This is a genomic window from Hymenobacter sp. PAMC 26628, assembly GCF_001562275.1.
Lineage (GTDB): Bacteria > Bacteroidota > Bacteroidia > Cytophagales > Hymenobacteraceae > Hymenobacter.
The window spans coordinates 2,369,143-2,388,708 of sequence record NZ_CP014304.1; the positions used below are offsets into that span (position 1 = coordinate 2,369,143).

15 protein-coding genes and 3 pseudogenes are annotated in these 19,566 nt (G+C 65.2%); 16 read left to right on the forward strand and 2 right to left on the reverse strand.

Translation table 11 applies throughout. The features are described 5' to 3' along the window. The first annotated feature begins 91 nt into the window (after positions 1 to 91). The 12 genes and pseudogenes from araA (at position 92) to AXW84_RS10400 (ending at position 14,069) form a co-directional block, all read left to right on the forward strand. The gene (gene araA / locus AXW84_RS10350; RefSeq protein ID WP_068232382.1) at positions 92 to 1,579 is read left to right on the forward strand and encodes an L-arabinose isomerase; all 1,488 of its coding nucleotides are present in this window, start codon (positions 92 to 94) and stop codon (positions 1,577 to 1,579) included. A 301-nt stretch (positions 1,580 to 1,880) separates the two neighbouring features. Then, positions 1,881 to 3,725: an alpha-L-arabinofuranosidase C-terminal domain-containing protein gene (locus AXW84_RS10355; protein WP_068232384.1), complete on the forward strand. Its 1,845-nt coding sequence runs from the start codon at positions 1,881 to 1,883 to the stop codon at positions 3,723 to 3,725. A gap of 500 nt (positions 3,726 to 4,225) precedes the next feature. After that, a pseudogene (locus AXW84_RS26510) lies at positions 4,226 to 5,049 on the forward strand (arabinan endo-1,5-alpha-L-arabinosidase); the annotation flags it as partial. Between the two features lie 12 nt (positions 5,050 to 5,061). Then, positions 5,062 to 5,469, forward strand: coding sequence for a lipocalin-like domain-containing protein (locus tag AXW84_RS26515; protein ID WP_442905610.1), 408 nt, complete (start codon positions 5,062 to 5,064; stop codon positions 5,467 to 5,469). Between the two features lie 78 nt (positions 5,470 to 5,547). After that, positions 5,548 to 5,769 carry a hypothetical protein gene (locus tag AXW84_RS25510; protein ID WP_068232387.1) on the forward strand — a complete coding sequence of 74 codons (222 nt, stop codon included), beginning with the start codon at positions 5,548 to 5,550 and terminating at the stop codon, positions 5,767 to 5,769. A gap of 6 nt (positions 5,770 to 5,775) precedes the next feature. Beyond that, a complete protein-coding gene (locus AXW84_RS10370) occupies positions 5,776 to 7,185 on the forward strand; it encodes an NPCBM/NEW2 domain-containing protein (RefSeq protein ID WP_068232390.1) in 1,410 nt (469 codons plus the stop codon). Continuing rightward, on the forward strand, positions 7,080 to 7,316 hold the full coding sequence (locus AXW84_RS10375; RefSeq protein ID WP_442905611.1) for a hypothetical protein: 237 nt from the start codon (positions 7,080 to 7,082) through the stop codon (positions 7,314 to 7,316). Before AXW84_RS10370 ends, AXW84_RS10375 begins: the two co-directional genes overlap by 106 nt. 158 nt (positions 7,317 to 7,474) lie before the next feature. Then, positions 7,475 to 9,598 carry an alpha-galactosidase gene (locus AXW84_RS10380; protein ID WP_204248442.1) on the forward strand — a complete coding sequence of 708 codons (2,124 nt, stop codon included), beginning with the start codon at positions 7,475 to 7,477 and terminating at the stop codon, positions 9,596 to 9,598. Between the two features lie 220 nt (positions 9,599 to 9,818). Further along, positions 9,819 to 10,868 carry an aldo/keto reductase gene (locus AXW84_RS10385; protein ID WP_068232401.1) on the forward strand — a complete coding sequence of 350 codons (1,050 nt, stop codon included), beginning with the start codon at positions 9,819 to 9,821 and terminating at the stop codon, positions 10,866 to 10,868. 328 nt (positions 10,869 to 11,196) lie between these two features. Beyond that, a complete protein-coding gene (locus tag AXW84_RS10390) occupies positions 11,197 to 12,192 on the forward strand; it encodes an aldo/keto reductase (protein WP_068232404.1) in 996 nt (331 codons plus the stop codon). Positions 12,193 to 12,260: 68 nt separating this feature from the next. Further along, complete coding sequence (locus tag AXW84_RS10395) at positions 12,261 to 13,136, forward strand: alpha/beta hydrolase family protein (protein WP_068232407.1); 876 nt, start codon at positions 12,261 to 12,263, stop codon at positions 13,134 to 13,136. 15 nt (positions 13,137 to 13,151) lie between these two features. After that, entirely contained in the window at positions 13,152 to 14,069 is a 918-nt protein-coding gene (locus AXW84_RS10400; protein ID WP_068232410.1) for a helix-turn-helix domain-containing protein, read from the forward strand. A 217-nt stretch (positions 14,070 to 14,286) separates the two neighbouring features. On the opposite strand, the pseudogene AXW84_RS10405 reads toward AXW84_RS10400, so the two are convergent. Both AXW84_RS10405 and AXW84_RS10410 read right to left on the reverse strand, forming a co-directional pair. Beyond that, positions 14,287 to 15,279 (reverse strand): annotated as a pseudogene (locus tag AXW84_RS10405) (glycoside hydrolase family 43 protein). Positions 15,280 to 15,406: 127 nt separating this feature from the next. Next, positions 15,407 to 16,396 (reverse strand): annotated as a pseudogene (locus tag AXW84_RS10410) (arabinan endo-1,5-alpha-L-arabinosidase). Positions 16,397 to 16,743: 347 nt separating this feature from the next. Between AXW84_RS10410 and AXW84_RS10415 the strand changes: the two are divergent. The 4 genes from AXW84_RS10415 to AXW84_RS10425 all read left to right on the forward strand — a co-directional run bounded on the left by AXW84_RS10415 (position 16,744) and on the right by AXW84_RS10425 (position 19,533). Continuing rightward, positions 16,744 to 17,802 (forward strand): LacI family DNA-binding transcriptional regulator, encoded by a 1,059-nt coding sequence (locus AXW84_RS10415; protein WP_071891186.1) that lies wholly within the window; start codon positions 16,744 to 16,746, stop codon positions 17,800 to 17,802. Between the two features lie 210 nt (positions 17,803 to 18,012). Then, entirely contained in the window at positions 18,013 to 18,138 is a 126-nt protein-coding gene (locus tag AXW84_RS26205; RefSeq protein ID WP_257722084.1) for a hypothetical protein, read from the forward strand. Between the two features lie 132 nt (positions 18,139 to 18,270). Then, on the forward strand, positions 18,271 to 18,912 hold the full coding sequence (locus AXW84_RS10420) for an FKBP-type peptidyl-prolyl cis-trans isomerase (RefSeq protein WP_068232415.1): 642 nt from the start codon (positions 18,271 to 18,273) through the stop codon (positions 18,910 to 18,912). A 126-nt stretch (positions 18,913 to 19,038) separates the two neighbouring features. Next, on the forward strand, positions 19,039 to 19,533 hold the full coding sequence (locus AXW84_RS10425; protein ID WP_068232418.1) for a hypothetical protein: 495 nt from the start codon (positions 19,039 to 19,041) through the stop codon (positions 19,531 to 19,533). Positions 19,534 to 19,566: the final 33 nt, after the last annotated feature.

Below are 19,566 nucleotides of genomic sequence, written 5' to 3' on the forward strand. Positions count from 1 at the left end.
AAGCATCTCTACTGCGGCAGTAATTCTGATTAGTTGAGCAGTAGAGATGCTTCGGCTGCGCTCAGCATGACCGCCTAGTTTTTTAGTACTCATGGTTGACATTTCGCACTACGAAGCCTGGTTCATCACCGGGAGCCAGCACCTCTACGGGCCCGAAACCCTGGAGCAAGTCGCCCAGCACTCGCAGCAAATTGCCGCGGAGTTTGGCACCCAGCTGCCCATCAAAATCGTGTACAAGCCCGTGCTGACGGGCCCCGCCGAGATTTACAAGCTGATGCAGGAGGCCAACACCACGGAGAACTGCGTGGGCCTCATTGCCTGGATGCACACCTTCTCGCCGGCCAAAATGTGGATCAACGGCCTGAAAATATTGCAGAAGCCGCTGGCGCACCTGCACACGCAGTTCAACCGCGACATTCCGTGGGCCGACATCGATATGGACTTCATGAACACCAACCAATCGGCGCACGGCGACCGGGAGTTTGGCTTCATCGGCACCCGCATGCGCCTGAACCGCAAGGTGATTGTGGGCCACTGGCAGAGCGCCGACGTGCACGAGCGCCTCAGCATCTGGAGCCGCGTGGCCTGCGCCTGGGCCGACTGGCAGGGGGCCCACTTCGTGCGCTTCGGCGACAACATGCGCTACGTGGCCGTGACGGAAGGCGACAAAGTGGAGGCCGAAATCAAGTTCGGCTACGAGGTGAACACCTACGGCATCGGCGATTTGGTGGCGGTGGTAGACGCCGTGACCGAGGCGCAGGTGGACGAGCTAGTGGCGACCTACGAAACGGAGTACGAGCTGGCCGACGGCCTGAAGCCCGGGGGGCCCCAGCGCGCGAGCCTGCGCGACGCCGCCCGCATCGAGGCCGGGATGCGCCAGTTCTTGGAAGCGCGCAACGCCAAGGGCTTCACCGACACGTTTGAGGACCTGCACGGCATGAAGCAGCTGCCCGGCATCGCCACGCAGCGCCTGATGGCCGACGGCTACGGCTTCGGCGGCGAGGGCGATTGGAAAACCTCGGCCCTGGTGCGCGCCATGAAGGTGATGGGCGCCGGCCTGCCCGGCGGCAACTCGTTTATGGAGGACTACACCTACCACTTCGCGCCCGAAAACAACCTGGTGCTGGGCTCGCACATGCTCGAAATCTGCCCCAGCATCGCCGAGGGCCAGGTGCGCGCCGAGGTGCACCCGCTGGGCATTGGCGGCAAGGAAGACCCCGTGCGCCTGGTGTTCAACTGCCCCGCCGGCCCGGCCCTCAACGCCACGATCATCGACCTGGGCAACCGCTTCCGCATGATTGTGAACACCGTGGAGGCCGTGGCGCCCGCGCACGACCTGCCCCACCTGCCCGTGGCCCGCGTGCTCTGGAAGGTGCACCCCGACATGAAAACCGGCCTCGCCGCCTGGATACTAGCCGGCGGCGCCCACCACACCGGCTTCAGCCAAAACCTGACCGCGGAGTACCTGGAAGATTTTGCCGAGATGGCCGGCATCGAGTTTTTGATTATCGACGAGGACACCAAGCTGCGCACGTTTAAAAATGAGCTGCGCTACAACGAAGTGGCCTTCCGGGGCTAACTGCGGACGCTAGACGAGAATGACAGCCTTTTTTCTCACATCTGAACCCTGACATTCCTCCCTACCATGCGTATTCCCACCGCTAAAACCGCCGTACTTGCCCCTTCCCTGGCCCTGCTCGGGGCCCTCACCGGGAGCCCCGCCGGGGCCCAAACCGCCGCGCCCGTGGCCCTCACCGTGCAGGTGAACAAGCCCGGCGCAGCCGTCAACAAGAACATGTACGGCCTGTTTTTCGAGGACATCAACTTCGCCGCCGACGGGGGCCTCTACCCCGAGCTGGTGAAGAACAAGTCGTTCGAAATTGACGCCCCGCTCATCGGCTGGCGGGCCAATACAGGGCGCGGCCAACCTCGACGCCTACGCCGTGCGCAACGAGCAGGGCGTGAGCGCCGCCAACCCGCACTACGTGCGCCTGACCACCCGCGCCGGGGCCCCCGGCGAGGCCGGCATCGAGAACGAAGGCTTCCGCGGCATGGGCGTGAAGGCGGGCGGCGAGTACACGCTTTCCTTCTACGCCCGGCGGGGCCCCGGCAGCATCACGGGCCTCACGGCGGTGATTGTGGGCGAGAAAAACCAGCCGCTGGCCACCGCGCCCGTCACGGGCTTCACCGGCCAGTGGCAGCGCTACACGGTGGTGCTGAAGCCCAGCGCCACCCTCAACAAAGCGCATCTGAAGCTGGTGCTGAACGGCACCGGCACCGTGGACCTCGATGTGGCCTCGCTCTACCCGAAAGACACTTGGATGAAGCGCGAAAACGGCCTGCGCCCCGACCTCGTGCAGCTGCTCAAGGACATGAAGCCCGGCTTCCTACGCTTCCCCGGCGGCTGCATTGTGGAGGGACGCACCCTGTCGGAACGCTACCAGTGGAAGGAAACCATCGGCGACGTGGCCGCGCGCACGCCGCTCGTCAACCGCTGGAACATGGAGTTCAAGCACCGCTCGACGCCCGACTACTACCAGTCGTTCGGGCTGGGCTTCTACGAGTATTTCCAGCTGTCGGAAGACATTGGGGCCGAGCCGCTGCCGATTCTGAACGTGGGCATGGCCTGCCAGTTCAACTCGGGCGAACTGGCCCCGATGGGCACCGCCAGCACCAAGGGCGGCCCCAACGCCGAGGGTACCGGGGCCCCAGCGGCCGGCACTGGCGACCCGTCGCTGGACGTGTTTATTCAGGACGCGCTGGACCTGGTGGAATTTGCCAACGGCCCGGCCAGCAGCCCCTGGGGCGCCAAGCGCGCGGCCATGGGCCACCCCACGCCCTTCAACCTGAAGATGCTCGGCATCGGCAACGAGCAGTGGGGCCCCCAGTACCTGGAGCGCTACGAGCCGTTTGCCAAAGCCTTGAAGGCCAAGTACCCCAACATGAAAATCGTGAGCAGCGCGGGCCCCGCACCCGACGGCGAGCTGTTCGACAAGGCCAGCAAGCGCCTGGGCGAGCTGAAGGCCGAGTACGTAGACGAGCACTACTACGCCAAGGCCGACTGGTTCCGCCAGAACGTGGGCCGCTACGACAAGTACGCCCGCACGGGGCCCAAAATCTTCGCCGGCGAGTACGCCGCCCAGAGCGTCGCCATCGGCAGCCCCGACAACAAAAACACCTGGGATTGCGCCATTTCCGAGGCCGCCTTTATGACCGGCCTGGAGCGCAACGCCGACGTGGTGGGCATGGCCAGCTACGCCCCGCTCTTCGCCAACGTGGACGCCTGGCAGTGGACGCCGGACATGATTTGGTTCGACAACCTGAACGCATACGGCTCGCCGAGCTACTACGTGCAGAAGATGTACGCCCTCAACAAGGGCACCAACGTGCTGCCCGTAACCATGCCCGGCGGCGCCAAAAACGGCACCGATAACCTCTTCGCCAGCGCCGTGGCCGACGCCGCGGCCGGCGACGTGGTGGTGAAGCTGGTGAACTACTCGACCAGCCCACGCGCGGTGAAAATCAACCTGGCCGGCGCCAAGGGCTTGGGCAAAACCGGCCGCGCCCAAACCATGGCCAGCGCCGACCTGCAAACCCAGAACAGCCTCAAAGAGCCCAAAAAGCTCGCCCCGCAGGAATCGACCTTCGCCGTGAGCGGAACCACGCTCAGCTATACGCTGGCCCCCAACTCCTTCACGGTGCTGCGGGTGGCGGGCAAGAAATAGGGCCCCGGCTGGTAATGGCTGATTGGAAAAAGCCCGTCATTCTGAGCGCAGCCGAAGCATCTCTCCCGCAGCAGTAATCAATGGTTAGTCAGCGGTAGAGATGCTTCGGCTGCGCTCAGCATGACGGGCTAATGGTATAATGCTTTAATGACGTGATACTTGACGCGCTGATACAACGCCTCACCAATCCCTAAATAGCTTCGTCACCTTCCTTTCCTACCCGAAAAATTCCCATGGAGAAGCCCGTTTCTACTCCGCTGCGCTGGAGCGGCCTGCTGGTTGGGTTGCTGCTCGGCGTGTCTTCTTGCAAAAAGGAGGAAACCGCCGCTACGCCCGCGCTGCCCACGCCCACGGTGCCCACCCCCACGCCAGCCGCGTTCGACATCAACAACATCACCGACACCTACGCCAACGTGGCGGCGCTGGGATCGTCGGCGCAGTGGGGGCCCTACAACGTGCACGACCCGGCCGTCATCAAGGACGACGACGGCTACTACTATATGTACAGCACCGACGTGGGCTACGGCATTTCGGACGCCGCGCTGACGCCCGGCTTGCAGATACGCCGCTCGAAGGACCTGGTGCAGTGGGAGTTCGTGGGCTGGGCGCTCAAGGGCCTCCCGCCGCTGGGCGTGGCCTACATCACGCAGCGCGGCGGCGTGCCCAACAAACTGCTGTGGGCCCCTACGTGCTGAAGGTGGGCAGCGAATACCGCCTGTACTACTCGCTGGCGTCCAACGTGTTCAAGCTGAGCACCATCGGCCTGGCCACGGCCAGCTCGCCCACGGGGCCCTGGACGGAGAAGGGCCTGGTGGTGACCACCGACAACTCGTCAGCCGGCATCACCAACGGCATCGACCCCACGGTGATTATCGACCAGCAAGGGCAGCACCGCCTGTACTACGGCTCGGCTTTCGACGGCATCCACGTGGTGAAACTCGACGCCGCCACCGGCCTGAACGCCGTGACCGGCGACCGGGGCCCCCGCATTGCCCAGCGCGGCTTCACCGGCACGGCCATCAACGGCAACATCGAGGGCCCCGAAATTATCTACAACAAGGAACAGGGCAAGTATTACTTGTTTATTTCCTACGATTGGCTCCAGACCAAGTACAACGTGCGCGTGGGCCGGTCCGATTCGCCCACCGGTCCTTTCCTTGATTTCCGGGGCCGCGACCTCAACCTGGCGGAGGACCACGGGCCGATGATTCTGGCGCCTTACCAGTTTGAGGGCCACAGCGGCTGGCAGGGCACGGGCCACTGCGGCGTGTTCAGCGACGGCAACGGGCGGTACTACATGGCCCACCAGGGCCGGCCGGGCATCGACTCGTACTACATGGACCTGCACGTGCGCAAGATTTTCTGGACGCCTTTGGGCTGGCCGGTTGTCTCGCCCGAGCGCTACGCCGGCGAAGACAACAGCGCCGTGGCCCCGGCCGACTTAGCAGGCACTTGGGAGCAAATCACGCTCAACTACATCGTCATTCCCGGCTACGGCAACGAGCAGCTCACGCCCAACTTCCAGTACAGCACCGCCCTCACGCTGGCCGCCGACGGCACGTTTGGCGGCGCCAGCACCGGCACCTGGACCTACACCGCGCCCTGGCTCACGCTGCGCTTCGGCAACGGCACCAGCGCCCCGGTGTACGTGCAAAAGGGCCGCGACTGGGAGAACAAGAAAGCCAGCATCATTTTCACCGGCCTCGACAACAACGGCACGGCCATTTGGGGCAAGAAGAAATAGGGCCCCGCACGAGCCTGCATACTTTCACGGCGGCGGGCCGCTGCGCTACGGCGCGGCCCGCCGCCTTTTTTTTAGCGAATGAACCGACTGCGTAACCTCTTGCTCGGCGGCGTTTGGGCCCTGGGCAGCGCTGCCCCCGCGCTGGCCCAAAAGGCAGCCCCCAAAGCCGACTTCCACCAGTGGGCCCCCACGCCGCCCATGGGCTGGAACAGTTGGGACTGCTACGGCCCCACCGTGACGGAGGCCGAAACCAAGGCCAACGCCGACTACATGGCCAAGTACCTGAAAAGCAGCGGCTAGGAGTACGTGGTGGTGGACATCCGGTGGTACGTGGGCAACGACACGGCCCACGGCTACAACGAGAAAGACCCGGACTGGAACATTGACGCCTACGGCCGCTTCGTGCCCGCGCCCAATCGGTTTCCGTCCGCGGCGGGCGGCAAAGGCTTCAAGCCGCTGGCCGATTACCTGCACGCCAGGGGCCTGAAATTCGGCATTCACCTCATGCGCGGCGTGCCCGTTATTGCGGTGCAGCGCAAGCTGCCCATCAAGGGCACCAAGCTGACGGCGGCCGACATCTACAGCACCGACGGCCAGGCTGCCTGGCTGCACGACGTGTACACAGTGGTGCCCACCCGGCCCGGGGCCCAGGAATACTACAACTCGCTGTTTGAGCTGTACGCCGCCTGGGGCGTGGATTTCGTGAAAATCGACGACTTCTCGGAGCCCTACCACACGGGCGAAATCGAGCTGATTCGCAAGGCCATCGACCGCACGGGCCGCCGAATCGTGTTCAGCATGTCGCCCGGCGAAACCCCGATTGCCGACGCCCGGCACGCCCAGCAACACGCCAACTTGTGGCGCACCGTGGGCGACTTTTGGGACAGCTGGGAGCAGCTCAAGGAGCACTTCGCGGTGTGCGCCCGCGGGGCCCCCTACATCACGCCCGGGGCCTGGTCCGACGCCGACATGCTGCCCCTGGGCCGCCTGGGCATCCGGGCCGAGCGCGGCGACGACCGCCAAACCCGCTTCACGACGGACGAGCAGCGCACGTTGCTGACGCTGTGGAGCATTTTCCGCTCGCCGCTGATGTTCGGCGGCGACCTGCCCAGCAACACGCCGGCCACGCTGGCGCTCCTCACCAACCCGCGCGTGCTGGCCGTGAACAAGCTGAGCACCCACAACCGCCAGCTGTTCCGGCGCGGCAACCTGGTGGGCTGGGTGGCCGACGACCCCAAAACCGGCGACAAGTTCCTGGCCCTCTTCAATGCCCAGGACCAGGACCTGGCCCCCGCCGCCGAAGCCGCGGCCAGCAGCCCGCTCCTCAACCGCCAGGGGCCCCAGGCCAAGCTCGACGTGGACATCACCGGGGCCCAAAAGCTTTACCTGAACGTGCGCGACGGCGGCGACGGCACCGCCTGGGACCACGCCGACTGGTTGAACCCTGTACTGACTGACGCCGCGGGCAAAACCCTGGCCCTTAATACGCTGCCCTGGCGCACGGCCACCGCCGGCTGGGGCCAGGCCACGGTGGATAAAAGCGTGAGCGGGGGCCCCTGCGGGTGGCCGGCAAAACCTACGCGGCCGGCATCGGCACCCACGCCAACTCCATTATTGAATACGACGTGCCGGCCGGCTACGCGCGCTTCACGGCCACCGTGGGGCTCGACCAGGCCGCCGCGGGGCAGAACACCGGCGGCACGTTCCAGGCGCTAGTGTTCACCAAAAGACCGTTTCGGCCCGCGCCCACCGACTCGGCGCAGGTGCCCGTGGCGCTAGCCGAGCTGGGCCTGCCCGCCGGCTGCACCGTGCAGGACCTGTGGAGCGGCCGCACCCTGGGGCCCTGAGCGGCAGCTTTGCGCCTTACATTCGGCGGCACGGGGCGGGTTTCTACCGGATTTCCCGGCCCAAGGCGGGCAAGTAAACCCGCCGGGGCCCGTCCAATTATTCGTTTAACTACCCGTTGATGAGAGTTCGCCGCGTTTTTTACTGGTTGCTAATCGCCATGCCCCTTGCCGCCCGGGCCCAGGACGCCCCCCCGCCCATCGTCGTCGAAACCGCGCACGTGAGCCTGGTGCTGGCCGTGGGCAAAAACCAGAAGCTTTACCAAACCTACCTGGGGCCCCGGCTGGCCGCGGCCGCCGAGTACCAGGCGCTGCCCCAGCGCCACGAGGCCTACCCGCCCGCCGGCACCGACAACCTGTTTGAGCCCGCCCTGCGCGTGGTGCATGCCGACGGCAACCCCGGCCTGGCCCTGGCCTTCGCGGGCGTGGAAACCGCCAAAACCAGCGACGAGGCCACCACGACCACCGTGCGCCTGCGCGACCCCAAGTACCCCGTGGAGGTGCAGCTGCACTTCGTGGCTTACCAGCGCGAGGACGTCATCAAGACCTGGACCGAGATTGTGCACCGCGAGAAAAAACCCGTAGTGCTCACCAACTACGCCTCGGCCATGCTGCACTTCGAGGCCCCGCACTACTGGCTGACGCAGCTGCACGGCGACTGGGCCGAGGAGGGCCAGCAGCAAGAAAGCCAGCTCACCAGCGGCGTGAAAGTGCTGGATACCAAGCTCGGCACCCGCGCCGGCATGTACCAGACGCCCTCGTTTTTCCTCTCGCTCGACCGGCTGGCCACCGAAACCACCGGCGACGTACTGGCCGGCACCCTGGCCTGGACGGGCAATTTCCGCCTGGCCTTTGAGCTGGATAATGAGCAGGCCCTGCGCGTGTCGGCCGGCATTAACCCCTACGCCTCCGAGTACACGCTGCCGGCCGGGCAGCCGTTCGTCACGCCCGAGTTCATCTTCACCTACAGCACCCAGGGCAAGGGCCTGGCCGCGCGCAACCTGCACCGCTGGGCCCGCCAGCAGGGCGGTGTGCTCGACGGCACCCTGCCCCGCCTCACGCTGCTCAACAACTGGGAGGCCACGTTTTTCAACTTCGACGAGCCCAAGCTGGACGCCCTGATGGGCGACGCGGCCAAGCTGGGCGTGGACTTGTTTTTGCTCGACGACGGCTGGTTTGGCAACAAGTACCCGCGCAAAGACGACGGCCAGGGCCTCGGCGACTGGCAGCCCACCACTACCAAATTGTCCCACGGCGTGGGCCACCTGGTGCAAACCGCCGCCAAGGAAGGCATCAAGTTCGGCATCTGGATCGAGCCCGAAATGGTGAACCCCAAGAGCGAGCTTTATGAGAAACACCCCGACTGGGTGCTGAAGCTGCCCGGCCGCCCCGAGGACTACTACCGCAACCAGCTGGTGCTGGACCTGGCCAATCCCAAGGTGCAGGATTTCGTGTACGGCATCGTGGACGCGCAGCTGGGCCAGGGCGCGGCCTACCTCAAGTGGGACTGCAACCGCATGATTACCAACGGGTACTCGCAGTACTTAGGCAAGGATCAGTCGCACCTATACGTGGACTACGTGCGGGGCCTGTACCGCGTGCTGGAGCGCGTGCGCCAGAAGTACCCGCACGTGCCCATGATGCTGTGCTCGGGCGGCGGGGCCCGGGCCGACTACGGCGGACTGAAGTACTTTACCGAGTTTTGGCCCAGCGACGACACCGACGCCCTGGAGCGGGTATACATCCAGTGGGGCTTCCTCAACTTCTTCCCGTCCAACGCGTTGGCCAGCCACGTCACGAACTGGAACCAGCAGCAAACCCTGAAGTTCCGCACCGACGTGGCCATGATGGGCAAGCTGGGCTACGACATTGAGGTGGCCAAAATGACGCCCGCCGAGCTGCAATTCAGCCAGCAGGCCGTGAAGGACAACCGGCGCCTGGGGCCCGTGGTGGGCCAGGGCGACCTGTATAAGCTGCGCTCGCCCTACGAGGGCAACCAGGCCGCGCTGATGTACGTGGGCGACAACCAGCAGAAAGCCGTGCTGTTCAGCTACAACTTGCGCACGCGCTTCCACGAAACGGTGTTGCCCGTGCAGCTCCAGGGCCTCGACCCCGCCCGCCGCTACCGCCTCACCGAAATCAACCTGATGCCCGGCCAAAAGTCGGCGCTGCCCGCCAACGGCCGGACCTACTCCGGCGACTACCTGCTGAAAGTAGGCGTGCTCGTGAGCGACCCCGAAGCCAAAGCCCTCACCAGCCACGTGCTGGAGCTTACGGCGGAGTAAAAGCAACCGGCAAATTGCCGCCCCTGCGCAAACCAGGCGCCCGTTGGGCCCCCGTTGTTCAGCTTGCTCGTCGGGCAAGCTGAACAACGGGGGCCCGCCGCGTTTTGTATTCGATAAACCGCGGTTTGTGTAGCCGGTTCCTCGGGTTGCGCCCGCACCTTTGCGGGGCCCCGGCGGCTGCGGCCGGGGCCCTTCCTCCACCCTTTGCCAACCGCGTTTTATGTCCCTTACCAATTTCCGAACCCTGGGCCGCTCTGGCCTGGTAGTCAGCCCGCTTGCCCTGGGCACCATGACGTTTGGCACCCAGCGCTGGGGCTCGGCCGACGACGTTTCGCAGGCCATTTTTGACGGGTACGTCGACGGCGGCGGCAATTTTATCGATACCGCCGACGTGTACGCCGGCGGGCGCAGCGAGGAGCTGCTGGGCGGCTACGTGGCCGCGCGCGGCCTGCGCGACCGGCTGGTGCTGGCCACCAAGTTTGGCTTCAACGACCAGGCCGGCAACCCCCACGGCGGCGGCAACGGCCGCAAAAACATTTATAGGGCCCTGGAAGGCAGCCTGCGCCGGCTGAAAACCGACTACCTGGACCTTTACTACCTGCACGCCTGGGACGCGGTGACGCCCGCCGACGAGGTGCTGCAAACCCTCGGCGACCTGGTGCGGGCCGGCAAAATCCGCTACTTCGGCCTCTCCGACATGCCCGCCTGGTACGCCACCCAACTGGCTACGCTGGCCGCCACGCACGCCGTGCCGGGCCCCGTGGCCATGCAGCTCGAATATTCGCTCGTGGAGCGCACCATCGAGCGCGAGTACGTGCCCGCCGCCCGCGCCCTGGGCCTGGGCATCGTGCCGTGGAGCCCACTGGCGGCGGGTTTTCTGGCCGGCAAGTACCAGCGCGATGGCGCCGGGGCCACCGGCGAAGGCCGCCTCACCGGCCCCAACCCGTTTGGCAACAGCAAGTTCACCGACCGCAACTGGGCCGTACTCGATGCGCTGCGGACGGTGGCAGCCGAGGCCGGCCAGCCGCTGGCGCAGGTGGCGCTGGCCTGGGCCGCGGCGCAGCCGGGCGTAAGTTCGCTCATCATCGGCGCCAGCCAAACGGCGCAGCTGGCCGACAACGTGGCCGCGCTCGACCTACGCCTCACGCCCGCGCAGCTGGGGGCCCTAACCGAGGCCAGCGCGCCCGAGCCCACCTTCCCCTACCCTATTTTCGGGCCGGCCGTGAACCGCGGCATCTTCGGCGGCCACCCCGTGGCGGGCTGGCAGTAGGGCCCCAGCGTGAATAGGAGGTTGTCATTCCGACGAAGAAGGGATCTGAGGATTGTCACCGGCTTTACCCAGATTCCTCCTTCGTCGGAATGACAACCTCCTAGCTGTATAGGCACTAAGGGTTGGTCCGCTTAGGCCGTCATGCAAAGCGCAGCCTGGGTTACCCATTAGACTAGCCTCCAAGGACCTCGGCAATCCCACAACGGGGGCCCCAGAGCGGCGTTTTGTATACCACAAACCGCGGTTTGTGTAGCCGGGGCACCGGGACGCGCCCAGACCTTTGCATAGTAGAGCAACCCGCTTTATCAAGCATCACATCCTACGCATTATGAATCTCATCAAGCAAGTAGCCTTGGGCAGCCAAGGACTGCAAGTATCCGTCGAAGGCCTGGGCTGCATGGGCATGACGGGCGGCGTGAACGGCATGAGCGTGTACGGCGCGGCCGACGAAGCCGAGAGCCTCGCCACCCTCGACCGGGCCCTGGAGCTAGGCGTGACCATGCTCGACACGGCCGACCTCTACGGCCCTATGTCGAACGAGCGCCTGGTGGGCCGCGCCATCGCCGGCCGGCGCGACCGGTTCACCATCGCCACCAAGTTTGGCTTTGAAGTAGACGACGCCGAAAACTGGACCGGCGGCTACAACGGCCGCCCCGAGTACGTGCGCAAGTCCATCGAACGCTCGCTGCGCAACCTCGGCACCGATTACGTGGACCTCTACTACCTGCACCGCGTGGACCCCGCCACCCCCATCGAGGAAACCGTGGGCGCTATGGGCCGCCTCGTGGAAGCGGGCAAGGTGCGCTACCTGGGCCTGAGCGAAGTGCCGGCCGATGTGCTGCGCCGGGCCCACGCCGTGCACCCCATCTCGGCTCTCGAATCGGAATATTCGCTCTTCGACCGCCGCGTGGAGGACGAAGGCATCGTGCAGGCCACGCGCGACCTGGGCATCGGCTTCGTGGCCTACTCGCCGCTGGGCCGGGGCTTTTTGTCGGGCGAAATCAAGACCCCCGACGACTTCGAAGCCAACGATTCGCGCCGCTTCTTCCCCCGCTACCAGGGCGAAAATTTCTACCAAAACCTGGCCCTGGTGGAGAAGCTGCAAACGCTGGCCGCCGCCAAGGGCGTGACGGCCGCGCAACTGGCCCTGGCCTGGGTATTGGCGCAGGACGTAGTAGTCATCCCCGGCACCAAGCGCCGCAAGTACCTGGAGGCCAATGTCGACGCCACCAGCATCGTACTTACCGCGGCCGAGCTGGGGGCCCTCGACGCCATTATGCCGGTGGGCAGCGCGGCCGGCGCCGCGTACCCGGCCGGGTTTTAGGGCCCCGCGCGGCGGCCCGGCTGGGAAGTGCCGTTGCGCGGGGCGTACTTGCCGTTAAAACAGCCAAGATGAACGATTACGTAGGCTACGACGTGCTGGCCGTCGAGGATAAGACGATGAACCTGAGCTTCCCACTGACGGTGCTATACCCCAGCAACACCCCGGGCCGGCCGGAAATCCTGGGGCCCTACGAGCTGAACGTCGCGCTAAGGGCCCCGCCCAAAGCCGGCCCGTGGCCGCTGGTGCTGGTGTCGCACGGCGGCGGCAGTACGCCGCTGGTGTACCGCACGCTGGCCCATTACCTGGCCCGCCACGGGTTCGTGGTGGGCCTGCCGGAACACCCCTTCAACCACCGCGGCAACAATACCTGGGAGTACACCGCCCAAAACCTGGTGGCCCGCCCCCACCACCTCCAACTGGCCGCTGATGCGTTGCTCCACCACCCGCAATTCGCAGCTGTATTGAAGCCTAACGCCGTGGCAATTGTCGGCCACTCGATGGGCGGGTACGCGGCTCTCGCCCTGGCGGGCGGCCAGCCGATGACGGGGCCCCGGGAGTCGCCGGCCGGGGCCCCAGAGCCGGTGGCTACCGTAGCCGATGGGCGCGTGCGGGCCCTGGTGCTGCTGGCGCCGGCCACGGGGTGGTTCAGTCACCCGGGGGCCCTGCGCCAGGTGCAAGCGCCCATCCTGCTGCTCTCGGCCGAGCACGACGCCCACACGCCCCCCGAATACGCGCAGCTGGTGCGAGACGGGGTGCCCAACCCGGCCCGGCTCACGCACCGGGTAGTAGCCAACGCCGGCCATTTTTCCTTCCTAAGTCCATTTCCGACGGCGCGGGTCAGCCCCGATTTCCCGCCCTCGCAAGGCCCGCCGGGCTTCGACCGGGCCCGTTTTCACGGGGAGCTGGACGCGGAAATATCGTCTTTTCTGGCGCGGCACGTTTAACCCTAAATTCGTCTTATGAAACACACTGCCAAAGACTTCCGCCAGCTGGCTACGGTATCGGATTTCACCCAGCACTTTGGGTTTCCGAGCCCGGCGCACCCGCTGTTCACCGTCATCGACCTGGCCCAGCACCGCGGGGCCCCGGCGCCGCCGGCCGGGCCGGCGTTTCGGCAGCTCTACATCATCGCGCTGAAGAAAAACCTGAAAGGCAGCCTGCAATACGGCCACCGCGCCTACGATTTCAGCGAGGGCGTGCTGGCGTTTTACGCGCCCGGCCAGGTGTGCGAGGCCACCGAGGCCGTGGACACGTCGGAGCTCAGCGGCTGGATGCTGGTGTTTCACCCCGACCTGCTGCACAAGTACCCGCTGGCCCAGAAAATTGCCGGCTACGGCTTTTTTTCCTACCAGGTGCACGAGGCGCTGCACCTCTCGGCCCGCGAGGAAACCATGATCGATGGCGTACTGCACAGCATCCGGCTGGAGTACAACCAGCCCACCGACGGCTTCAGCCAGGACGTGCTGGTGTCGCAGCTCGACGTGCTGCTTAACTACGCCAACCGCTTCTACCACCGGCAGTTCCTCACGCGCCGGCCCGCCGAGCACGACCTGCTCAGCAGCTTCGAGGCGCTGCTGGCCGCCTATTTCACCCAAGGCGGCGAGCAGGCGCTGCCCACCGTGCAGCACTTCGCCAACGCCCTGCACGTGTCGCCGGCCTACCTCAGCGACTTGCTGCGCTCCCTCACCGGCCAAAATACGCAGCAGCACATCCACCAGGCCCTCATCGAGCGGGCCAAACAGCTACTGCTCAGCACCTCGCTCACCGTCAACGAAACGGCCTTCCGGCTGGGCTTCGAGTACCCGCAGTACTTCAGCCGCCTGTTCAAAAGCAAAACCGGCCGCACCCCGGCCGCCTTCCGGCTTTCAGCGAATTAGGGCCTAAACAGCGGGCTTACAATTACTTATATGCCTGCGTGCTTGTATGCCTAAAAAGGCCAGAAAAGGCCGTCATGCCGAGCGCAGCGAAGCATCTTTCCCGCGTAACTAATTATGGTTACTGCTGCGGAAAAGATGCTTCGCTGCGCTCGGCATGACGGCCTTATTCATTACTGGCTCTGCACTGTCTCTGCACTGGCCATGCGGGGGCCCTAATTTACTTGGCCGGCGGCGCGCCCTCGGTCGTCATTTGCACGCGCTTGATGGGGCCGTCGGCGTTGTAGTTGAGGTAATCGATGCACACCGAGCGGCGGAAGCTGCCGCCGTGCACGTCCATGCCGCCGTTGTGGTAGATGAAGTACGACTTGCCCTTGAAGTCGATGATGGCCTGGTGGTTGGTGTTGCTGTTGCCGACCAACTCGTTCAAAATGCCCTTGTACTGCCAGGGGCCCTCCACGCTGCGGCTCATGGCGTAGGCGATTTTTTCGGGGAATTCGGTGGCGTAGCTCAGGTAGTACCAGCCGTTGTGCTGGTGCACCCAGGGCGCCTCCGTGAAGCGCGGCAGCCCAGTCACGGTCATAATGGGGCCGTCGAGCTCCGTCATGTTGGCCTTGAGCTTGGCGTAGTGGCAATTAGTGTTGCCCCAAAACAGGTAGGCTTAGCCCTTGGCGTCGATGACGACCGTGGGGTCGATGTCGTCCCAGATGATCTTGCTCTCCGTCATGTCGTTGGTAATCAGCGCCGAGCTGCGGGCATCCTTAAAGGGCCCCGCCGGGTTGTCGGCCACCGCCACCCCGATGGCTTTGCCGCGCACGGTGCCGTGTTCCACGGCCGCGTACCAGTAAAACTTGCCGTTGCGGGCAATCACCTGCGAGGCCCAGGCGTCGTCCTTGGCCCAGGCAAAGTCGCTGACTTTCAGCGGTACCGGGTGCTCGGTCCACTGCACCAGGTCGGTCGAGGAGAAGCACAGCCACTCGTGCATCACGTAGCGCTCCTGGTCGTTCGGGGCCTCGTCGTGGCCGGTGTAGAGGTACACCGTGCCGCCCTGCACCATGGCGGCGGGGTCGGCGGTGTACTTGGTTTTGATGACGGGGTTGCCGCCGGCGGCCGGCGCCGCGGCGGGGCCCTGGGCCTGCGCCGGGGCCGCCAGCAGCAGGACCAGGGCCCCGGCCAACGCCAGCGCAGATTTGCTTAACGTATTGTTCTGCATGAGATTATGAAGGATGACTGGAGTTGTCAGTTGCTCGTTGCCAGTTATCAGTTGTTGTAGAAGGCAGTTGGGCTGTAGCGCGAACTGCCTTCTACAACAATTGACAACGAGCAACTGATAACTAGACTTATTTAGCGGCTGGGGCCACCGTGAGCCAGCCCTCGGGGCCCCAGGCCAGGGGCTCGATGCGCAGCTTGGGACGGCCGTTACCGTGGCCGTCGTAGCCGTGGAACACCAGGTAATCGGCGTTGTCGAAGCTCACCACCGCGTTGTGGCCCACCCCAAACCAATTGGCGTCGCCTTGCAGCACGAGCGTGCCGCCGCCCTGCTCCATGGGCGTGCCGGCCTGGTTGAGGTAGGGGCCCGTGACGGCCTTGGCGCGGCCCACCACCATCTTGTAGGTGCTCTGAGGGCCCCGGCAGCAGTAATCGAACGAGGCAAACAGGTAGTAGTAGCCGCCGTGCCGGAACACGAACGGCCCCTCGATGGCTCCGTCGCCGGGCAGCGAATCGGCCAGGGTGGCGGCGCGGGGGCGGCGGGCCAGCGTGCGCTACTGCGCGGGCACGGCCGGCCCGCCCAGGTCGGGCCGCAGCTGCACCAGCTTGATGCCGTTCCAAAACGAGCCGAAGGCCAGCCACGGCGTGCCTTGTTCATCGCGCACGAGGATGGGGTCGATGGCGTTCCACAGGTCGCGGCCGGGCACCGAGGCGACCACCTCGCCGTGGTCCACCCACTTAAAATCGGGCGATTTCGGGTCCAGCGTTTTGTTGGTGGCCAGCCCGATGGCCGAGCGGTTTTTGACAAACGTGGAGACGGAGTAGAACAAGCTGTACTGCCCGTTGGCCAGCGAAATGTCGGGGGCCCAAATGTGTCCTTTGAAGCCTAGCACCGCCCGCACTGCCCACGCCGGCGGCGCCGCAAACACGGGCGCCTCGGCCGTCCAGTGCTGCCGGTCCTTCGACGACCACACCGTAATGCCGTTGCCCGTGCCGAACAGGTAGTACGTGCCATTTTGCCGGGCCAGCACCGGGTCGTGAATGGGAATAGCCAGCGGGGCCATTTGGGCCACAGCCCCGCGGCCCACCAACAGCAAGGCAGCAAGCAACAATTTTTTCATAGCCTGAGAGGAACATAATCGATTGTGTAAGTGTGTATTAAAATTTGTTAAACAACTTTTATATTATCGTGTCGGGCGCGGTAAAATCCATTATTATTTATTGATCAATAGATTTATACAGGAATAATTTTTTGTTTTGCAGCTTCCACAATTCTATTCACAAGCGTTTGTGAAGAATTCGATAGTTATGCCGTTCTGCATTTCGTTAAATCAGCCCAATTTGGCAGGTACTTTAGCTATAACCTGAGCCGTAGCATCGGTAGGCAGCGCGCCGATATTGCATTGAAATTGCGCTAGATTTGCGGCAGCGCCGGGCCTTTTTGTCGCCCCCAGGTACCGCCCCACGCATGGCCCTCCCCAAAAAGAAAACGTCTCCCACTTCCCCCGCTGCGGTTTCGATGGCCGACCTGGCCCGCGAGTTGGGGGTGTCGATGACGACGATATCGCGGGCCCTGAGCGACCACCACAGCATTGGGGCCGCTACCAAGCAGCGGGTGCTGAAGCTGGCCAAAAAGCTCAACTACCAGCCCAACCACTTGGCCGCCGCCCTGCGCCGGGGCCAAAGCAAGCTGCTGGGCGTGGTGGTGCCCTACATCGAAGGCAAGTTTTTCCCCTCGGTTATTCAAGGCATCGAGCAGGCGGCCACCAAGGCCGGGTTCAGCGTCATCGTGTGCCAGTCGCACGAGGACGTGCAGCTCGAGCGGCGCAACGTGGAGACGCTGCTCAACGCCCAAGTGGCGGGCGTGTTGGTGTCGCTGGCGCGCAATACCCAGGAGTTCCACCACTTCGACAAGGTGCGGGGCCGGGGCATTCCCCTGGTGTTTTTTGACCGGATTCCGGCCGGCGAGCAGGTGAACTCGGTGGTGCTCAACGACCACGAGGGGGCCCTGCAAGCCACGCGCCACCTGCTGGAACAGGGCTGCCGGCGCGTGGCCCACCTGGCGGGGCCCCAGCACCTCAACATCTACCGCCGCCGCCGCCAGGGCTACCTCGACGCGCTGGCTGCCTTCGGCATCGCCGCCGACGAGGCCCTGATCGACTACTCCGACATGACCCTCGAGGACGGGGCCGCGGCCATGCGCCGCCTACTGGCACAGCCCAACCCGGTCGACGGCGTGTTTGGGGCCGGCGACTCGGCCATCCTGGGGGCCCTGCAAGTGCTCAAAGCCCAGGGCATTAGTATTCCGCGCGACATTGCCCTGGCGGGCTTCAGCAACGAGGGCTTCACGGCCATCACCGAGCCGCGGCTCACCTCCGTCGATCAGCGGTGCGAGGAAATGGGCGAGGCAGCCGTGCGCCTGTTCCTGGAGCTGGCCGCGGCCCCGCACGCGCCGTTTGCCCAGCGCCAGGTAGTGCTCCAGCCCGAGCTGTTCGTACGCGAGTCGTCGTTGCAGCGGCAGTCCTGAAAGTACCAGGGGCCCCGGCAGTCGCCTCGGCGGCCCGGGCCAATTTTTTTCTTTGCGAGGCGGGGGCAAGGTCCAGCCATTCGCTTCCGACCGGCCATTTTTAGGCAATAGCGCCAACGCAATCGTTTAACTTATGCTGCATGCATAACAAATTGTTTGGACTGTCGTACCTTTGCCTCACTGCTCCACTGCCTTATCAACTGCGCTGTTATGAAAAAGACCACCACCATTTCTTCGCTGCTGCTGCTCGGCGGCTTTGGCCTGCTGGCCGCCCGCTTGCGCTCGCTCAACCTACACTTCAGCCTGCACGGCGAAGACGCCGCCCACTACGGTTAAGCGGCAGCCTTTTCGCGCGGCGGCCCGTACTGGGAATAGCCCTGCCCGGCGGCAGGGCTTTTTTGTGGGCCGTTCGCGGCGTGGTGCCGACCTTTGTGGCCGGTTTTTCTCCTATCTCAACCACCCTTTTACATGACGCTTGACACCAACCAGCAGCAGGTGAGCTACATCATCGGCCGCGACCTGGCCCGTAATTTTGCCCAGCAAGGGCTGGAGCTGGACCTCGATACCCTGGCCGCTGCCCTTAAGGAAGGGATGCAGGGCCTGCCCAGCCAGCTTACCCCCGAGCAAATGCAGGCCGCCATGCAGCAATTGCAAGAGCAGCTCGGCGGGGCCCCCGGCGAAGACGACGACGACAACGATTTAGACCCCACTACCATGGCCAACAACAAAGCTGAAGGCGAAGCCTTCCTCGCCGAAAACGCCCAGAAAGCCGGCGTCACCACGCTGCCCAGCGGCTTGCAGTACGAAATCATCACCGAGGGCAGCGGCAAGAAGCCGACGCTGAAATCATCGGTGACGACCCACTACCACGGCACGCTGCCCAACGGCACCGTGTTCGACAGCAGCTACCAGCGCGGCCAGCCCGCCACCTTCCCCGTAAACGGCGTGATTGCTGGCTGGACCGAGGCCCTGCAATTGATGCCCGAGGGCTCGAAGTGGCGCCTGTACATTCCCTCCGACCTGGCCTACGGCAAGCGCGGCGCCGGGCGCGACATCGGCCCCGACGCGGCCCTGGTGTTCGACGTGGAGCTGCTGAAAGTGAACAACTGAGGGCCCATCGCCGGCCCTCACCCCGAAGCCGCTGCGGAGCCCTCCGCAGCGGCTTTTGCGGCCCCGCCCCTGCCGCCCGACCCCGCCGCCGGGGCCCCCACGCTGCGCAGCGCCGATGGCCACTTCGTGCTGACGGCCACCGCCCTCACCGTGCGGGGCCAGGCCTACGCCCTGCGCGAGCTGGAGCGGGCCGACGTGCTACGCGTGCGCTGGCTGCTGTGGTACTTGCTGGGGGCCCTGGGGCTGGCCGGCGTCATGATTGTGTATTTGCAAAATGGGCTGCGCACCGTGCCCGCCATGGCGGGCATGGCCGGGGCGGCGCTGCTGCTGGCCTACGGGCAGCGCGGCACCAACCGCCTGCGGCTGTTCCGCTTGGGCCGCGAGGCCGCCCACTTTGCCCTGCCGGGCGAAACGCCGCCCTGGCAGCGCCTCACGGCCGAGCTGAACCGCCGCATCGGCCACGCCCACGACCGGGCGGCGGCCGAAGCCGCAGCGGCCCTGGCGGCAGCAGCTGCAACTGAGGCAGCCGAGGCCGCAACCGAGCCGGGGGCCCCGGAGCTGGGGGGCGGGCCCGGATTTGGACCGTTCCCGCCGGCGTCCAACTTATACTTGCGAACGTAATACCGCGGGCGGGGCCCCCGGCCAGGCCCACGG

Excerpts from the sequence above, each read along its gene's own strand:
- araA (WP_068232382.1), top strand. The coding sequence starts at position 92 with ATGGTTGACATTTCGCACTACGAAGCCTGGTTCATCACCGGGAGCCAG.
- AXW84_RS26515 (WP_442905610.1), top strand. The coding sequence starts at position 5,062 with ATGGACCTGCACGTGCGCAAGATTTTCTGGACGCCTTTGGGCTGGCCG.
- AXW84_RS25510 (WP_068232387.1), top strand. The coding sequence starts at position 5,548 with ATGAACCGACTGCGTAACCTCTTGCTCGGCGGCGTTTGGGCCCTGGGC.
- AXW84_RS10380 (WP_204248442.1), top strand. The coding sequence starts at position 7,475 with ATGCCCCTTGCCGCCCGGGCCCAGGACGCCCCCCCGCCCATCGTCGTC.
- AXW84_RS10385 (WP_068232401.1), top strand. The coding sequence starts at position 9,819 with ATGTCCCTTACCAATTTCCGAACCCTGGGCCGCTCTGGCCTGGTAGTC.
- AXW84_RS10390 (WP_068232404.1), top strand. The coding sequence starts at position 11,197 with ATGAATCTCATCAAGCAAGTAGCCTTGGGCAGCCAAGGACTGCAAGTA.
- AXW84_RS10395 (WP_068232407.1), top strand. The coding sequence starts at position 12,261 with ATGAACGATTACGTAGGCTACGACGTGCTGGCCGTCGAGGATAAGACG.
- AXW84_RS10400 (WP_068232410.1), top strand. The coding sequence starts at position 13,152 with ATGAAACACACTGCCAAAGACTTCCGCCAGCTGGCTACGGTATCGGAT.
- AXW84_RS10415 (WP_071891186.1), top strand. The coding sequence starts at position 16,744 with ATGGCCCTCCCCAAAAAGAAAACGTCTCCCACTTCCCCCGCTGCGGTT.
- AXW84_RS26205 (WP_257722084.1), top strand. The coding sequence starts at position 18,013 with ATGAAAAAGACCACCACCATTTCTTCGCTGCTGCTGCTCGGCGGCTTT.
- AXW84_RS10420 (WP_068232415.1), top strand. The coding sequence starts at position 18,271 with ATGACGCTTGACACCAACCAGCAGCAGGTGAGCTACATCATCGGCCGC.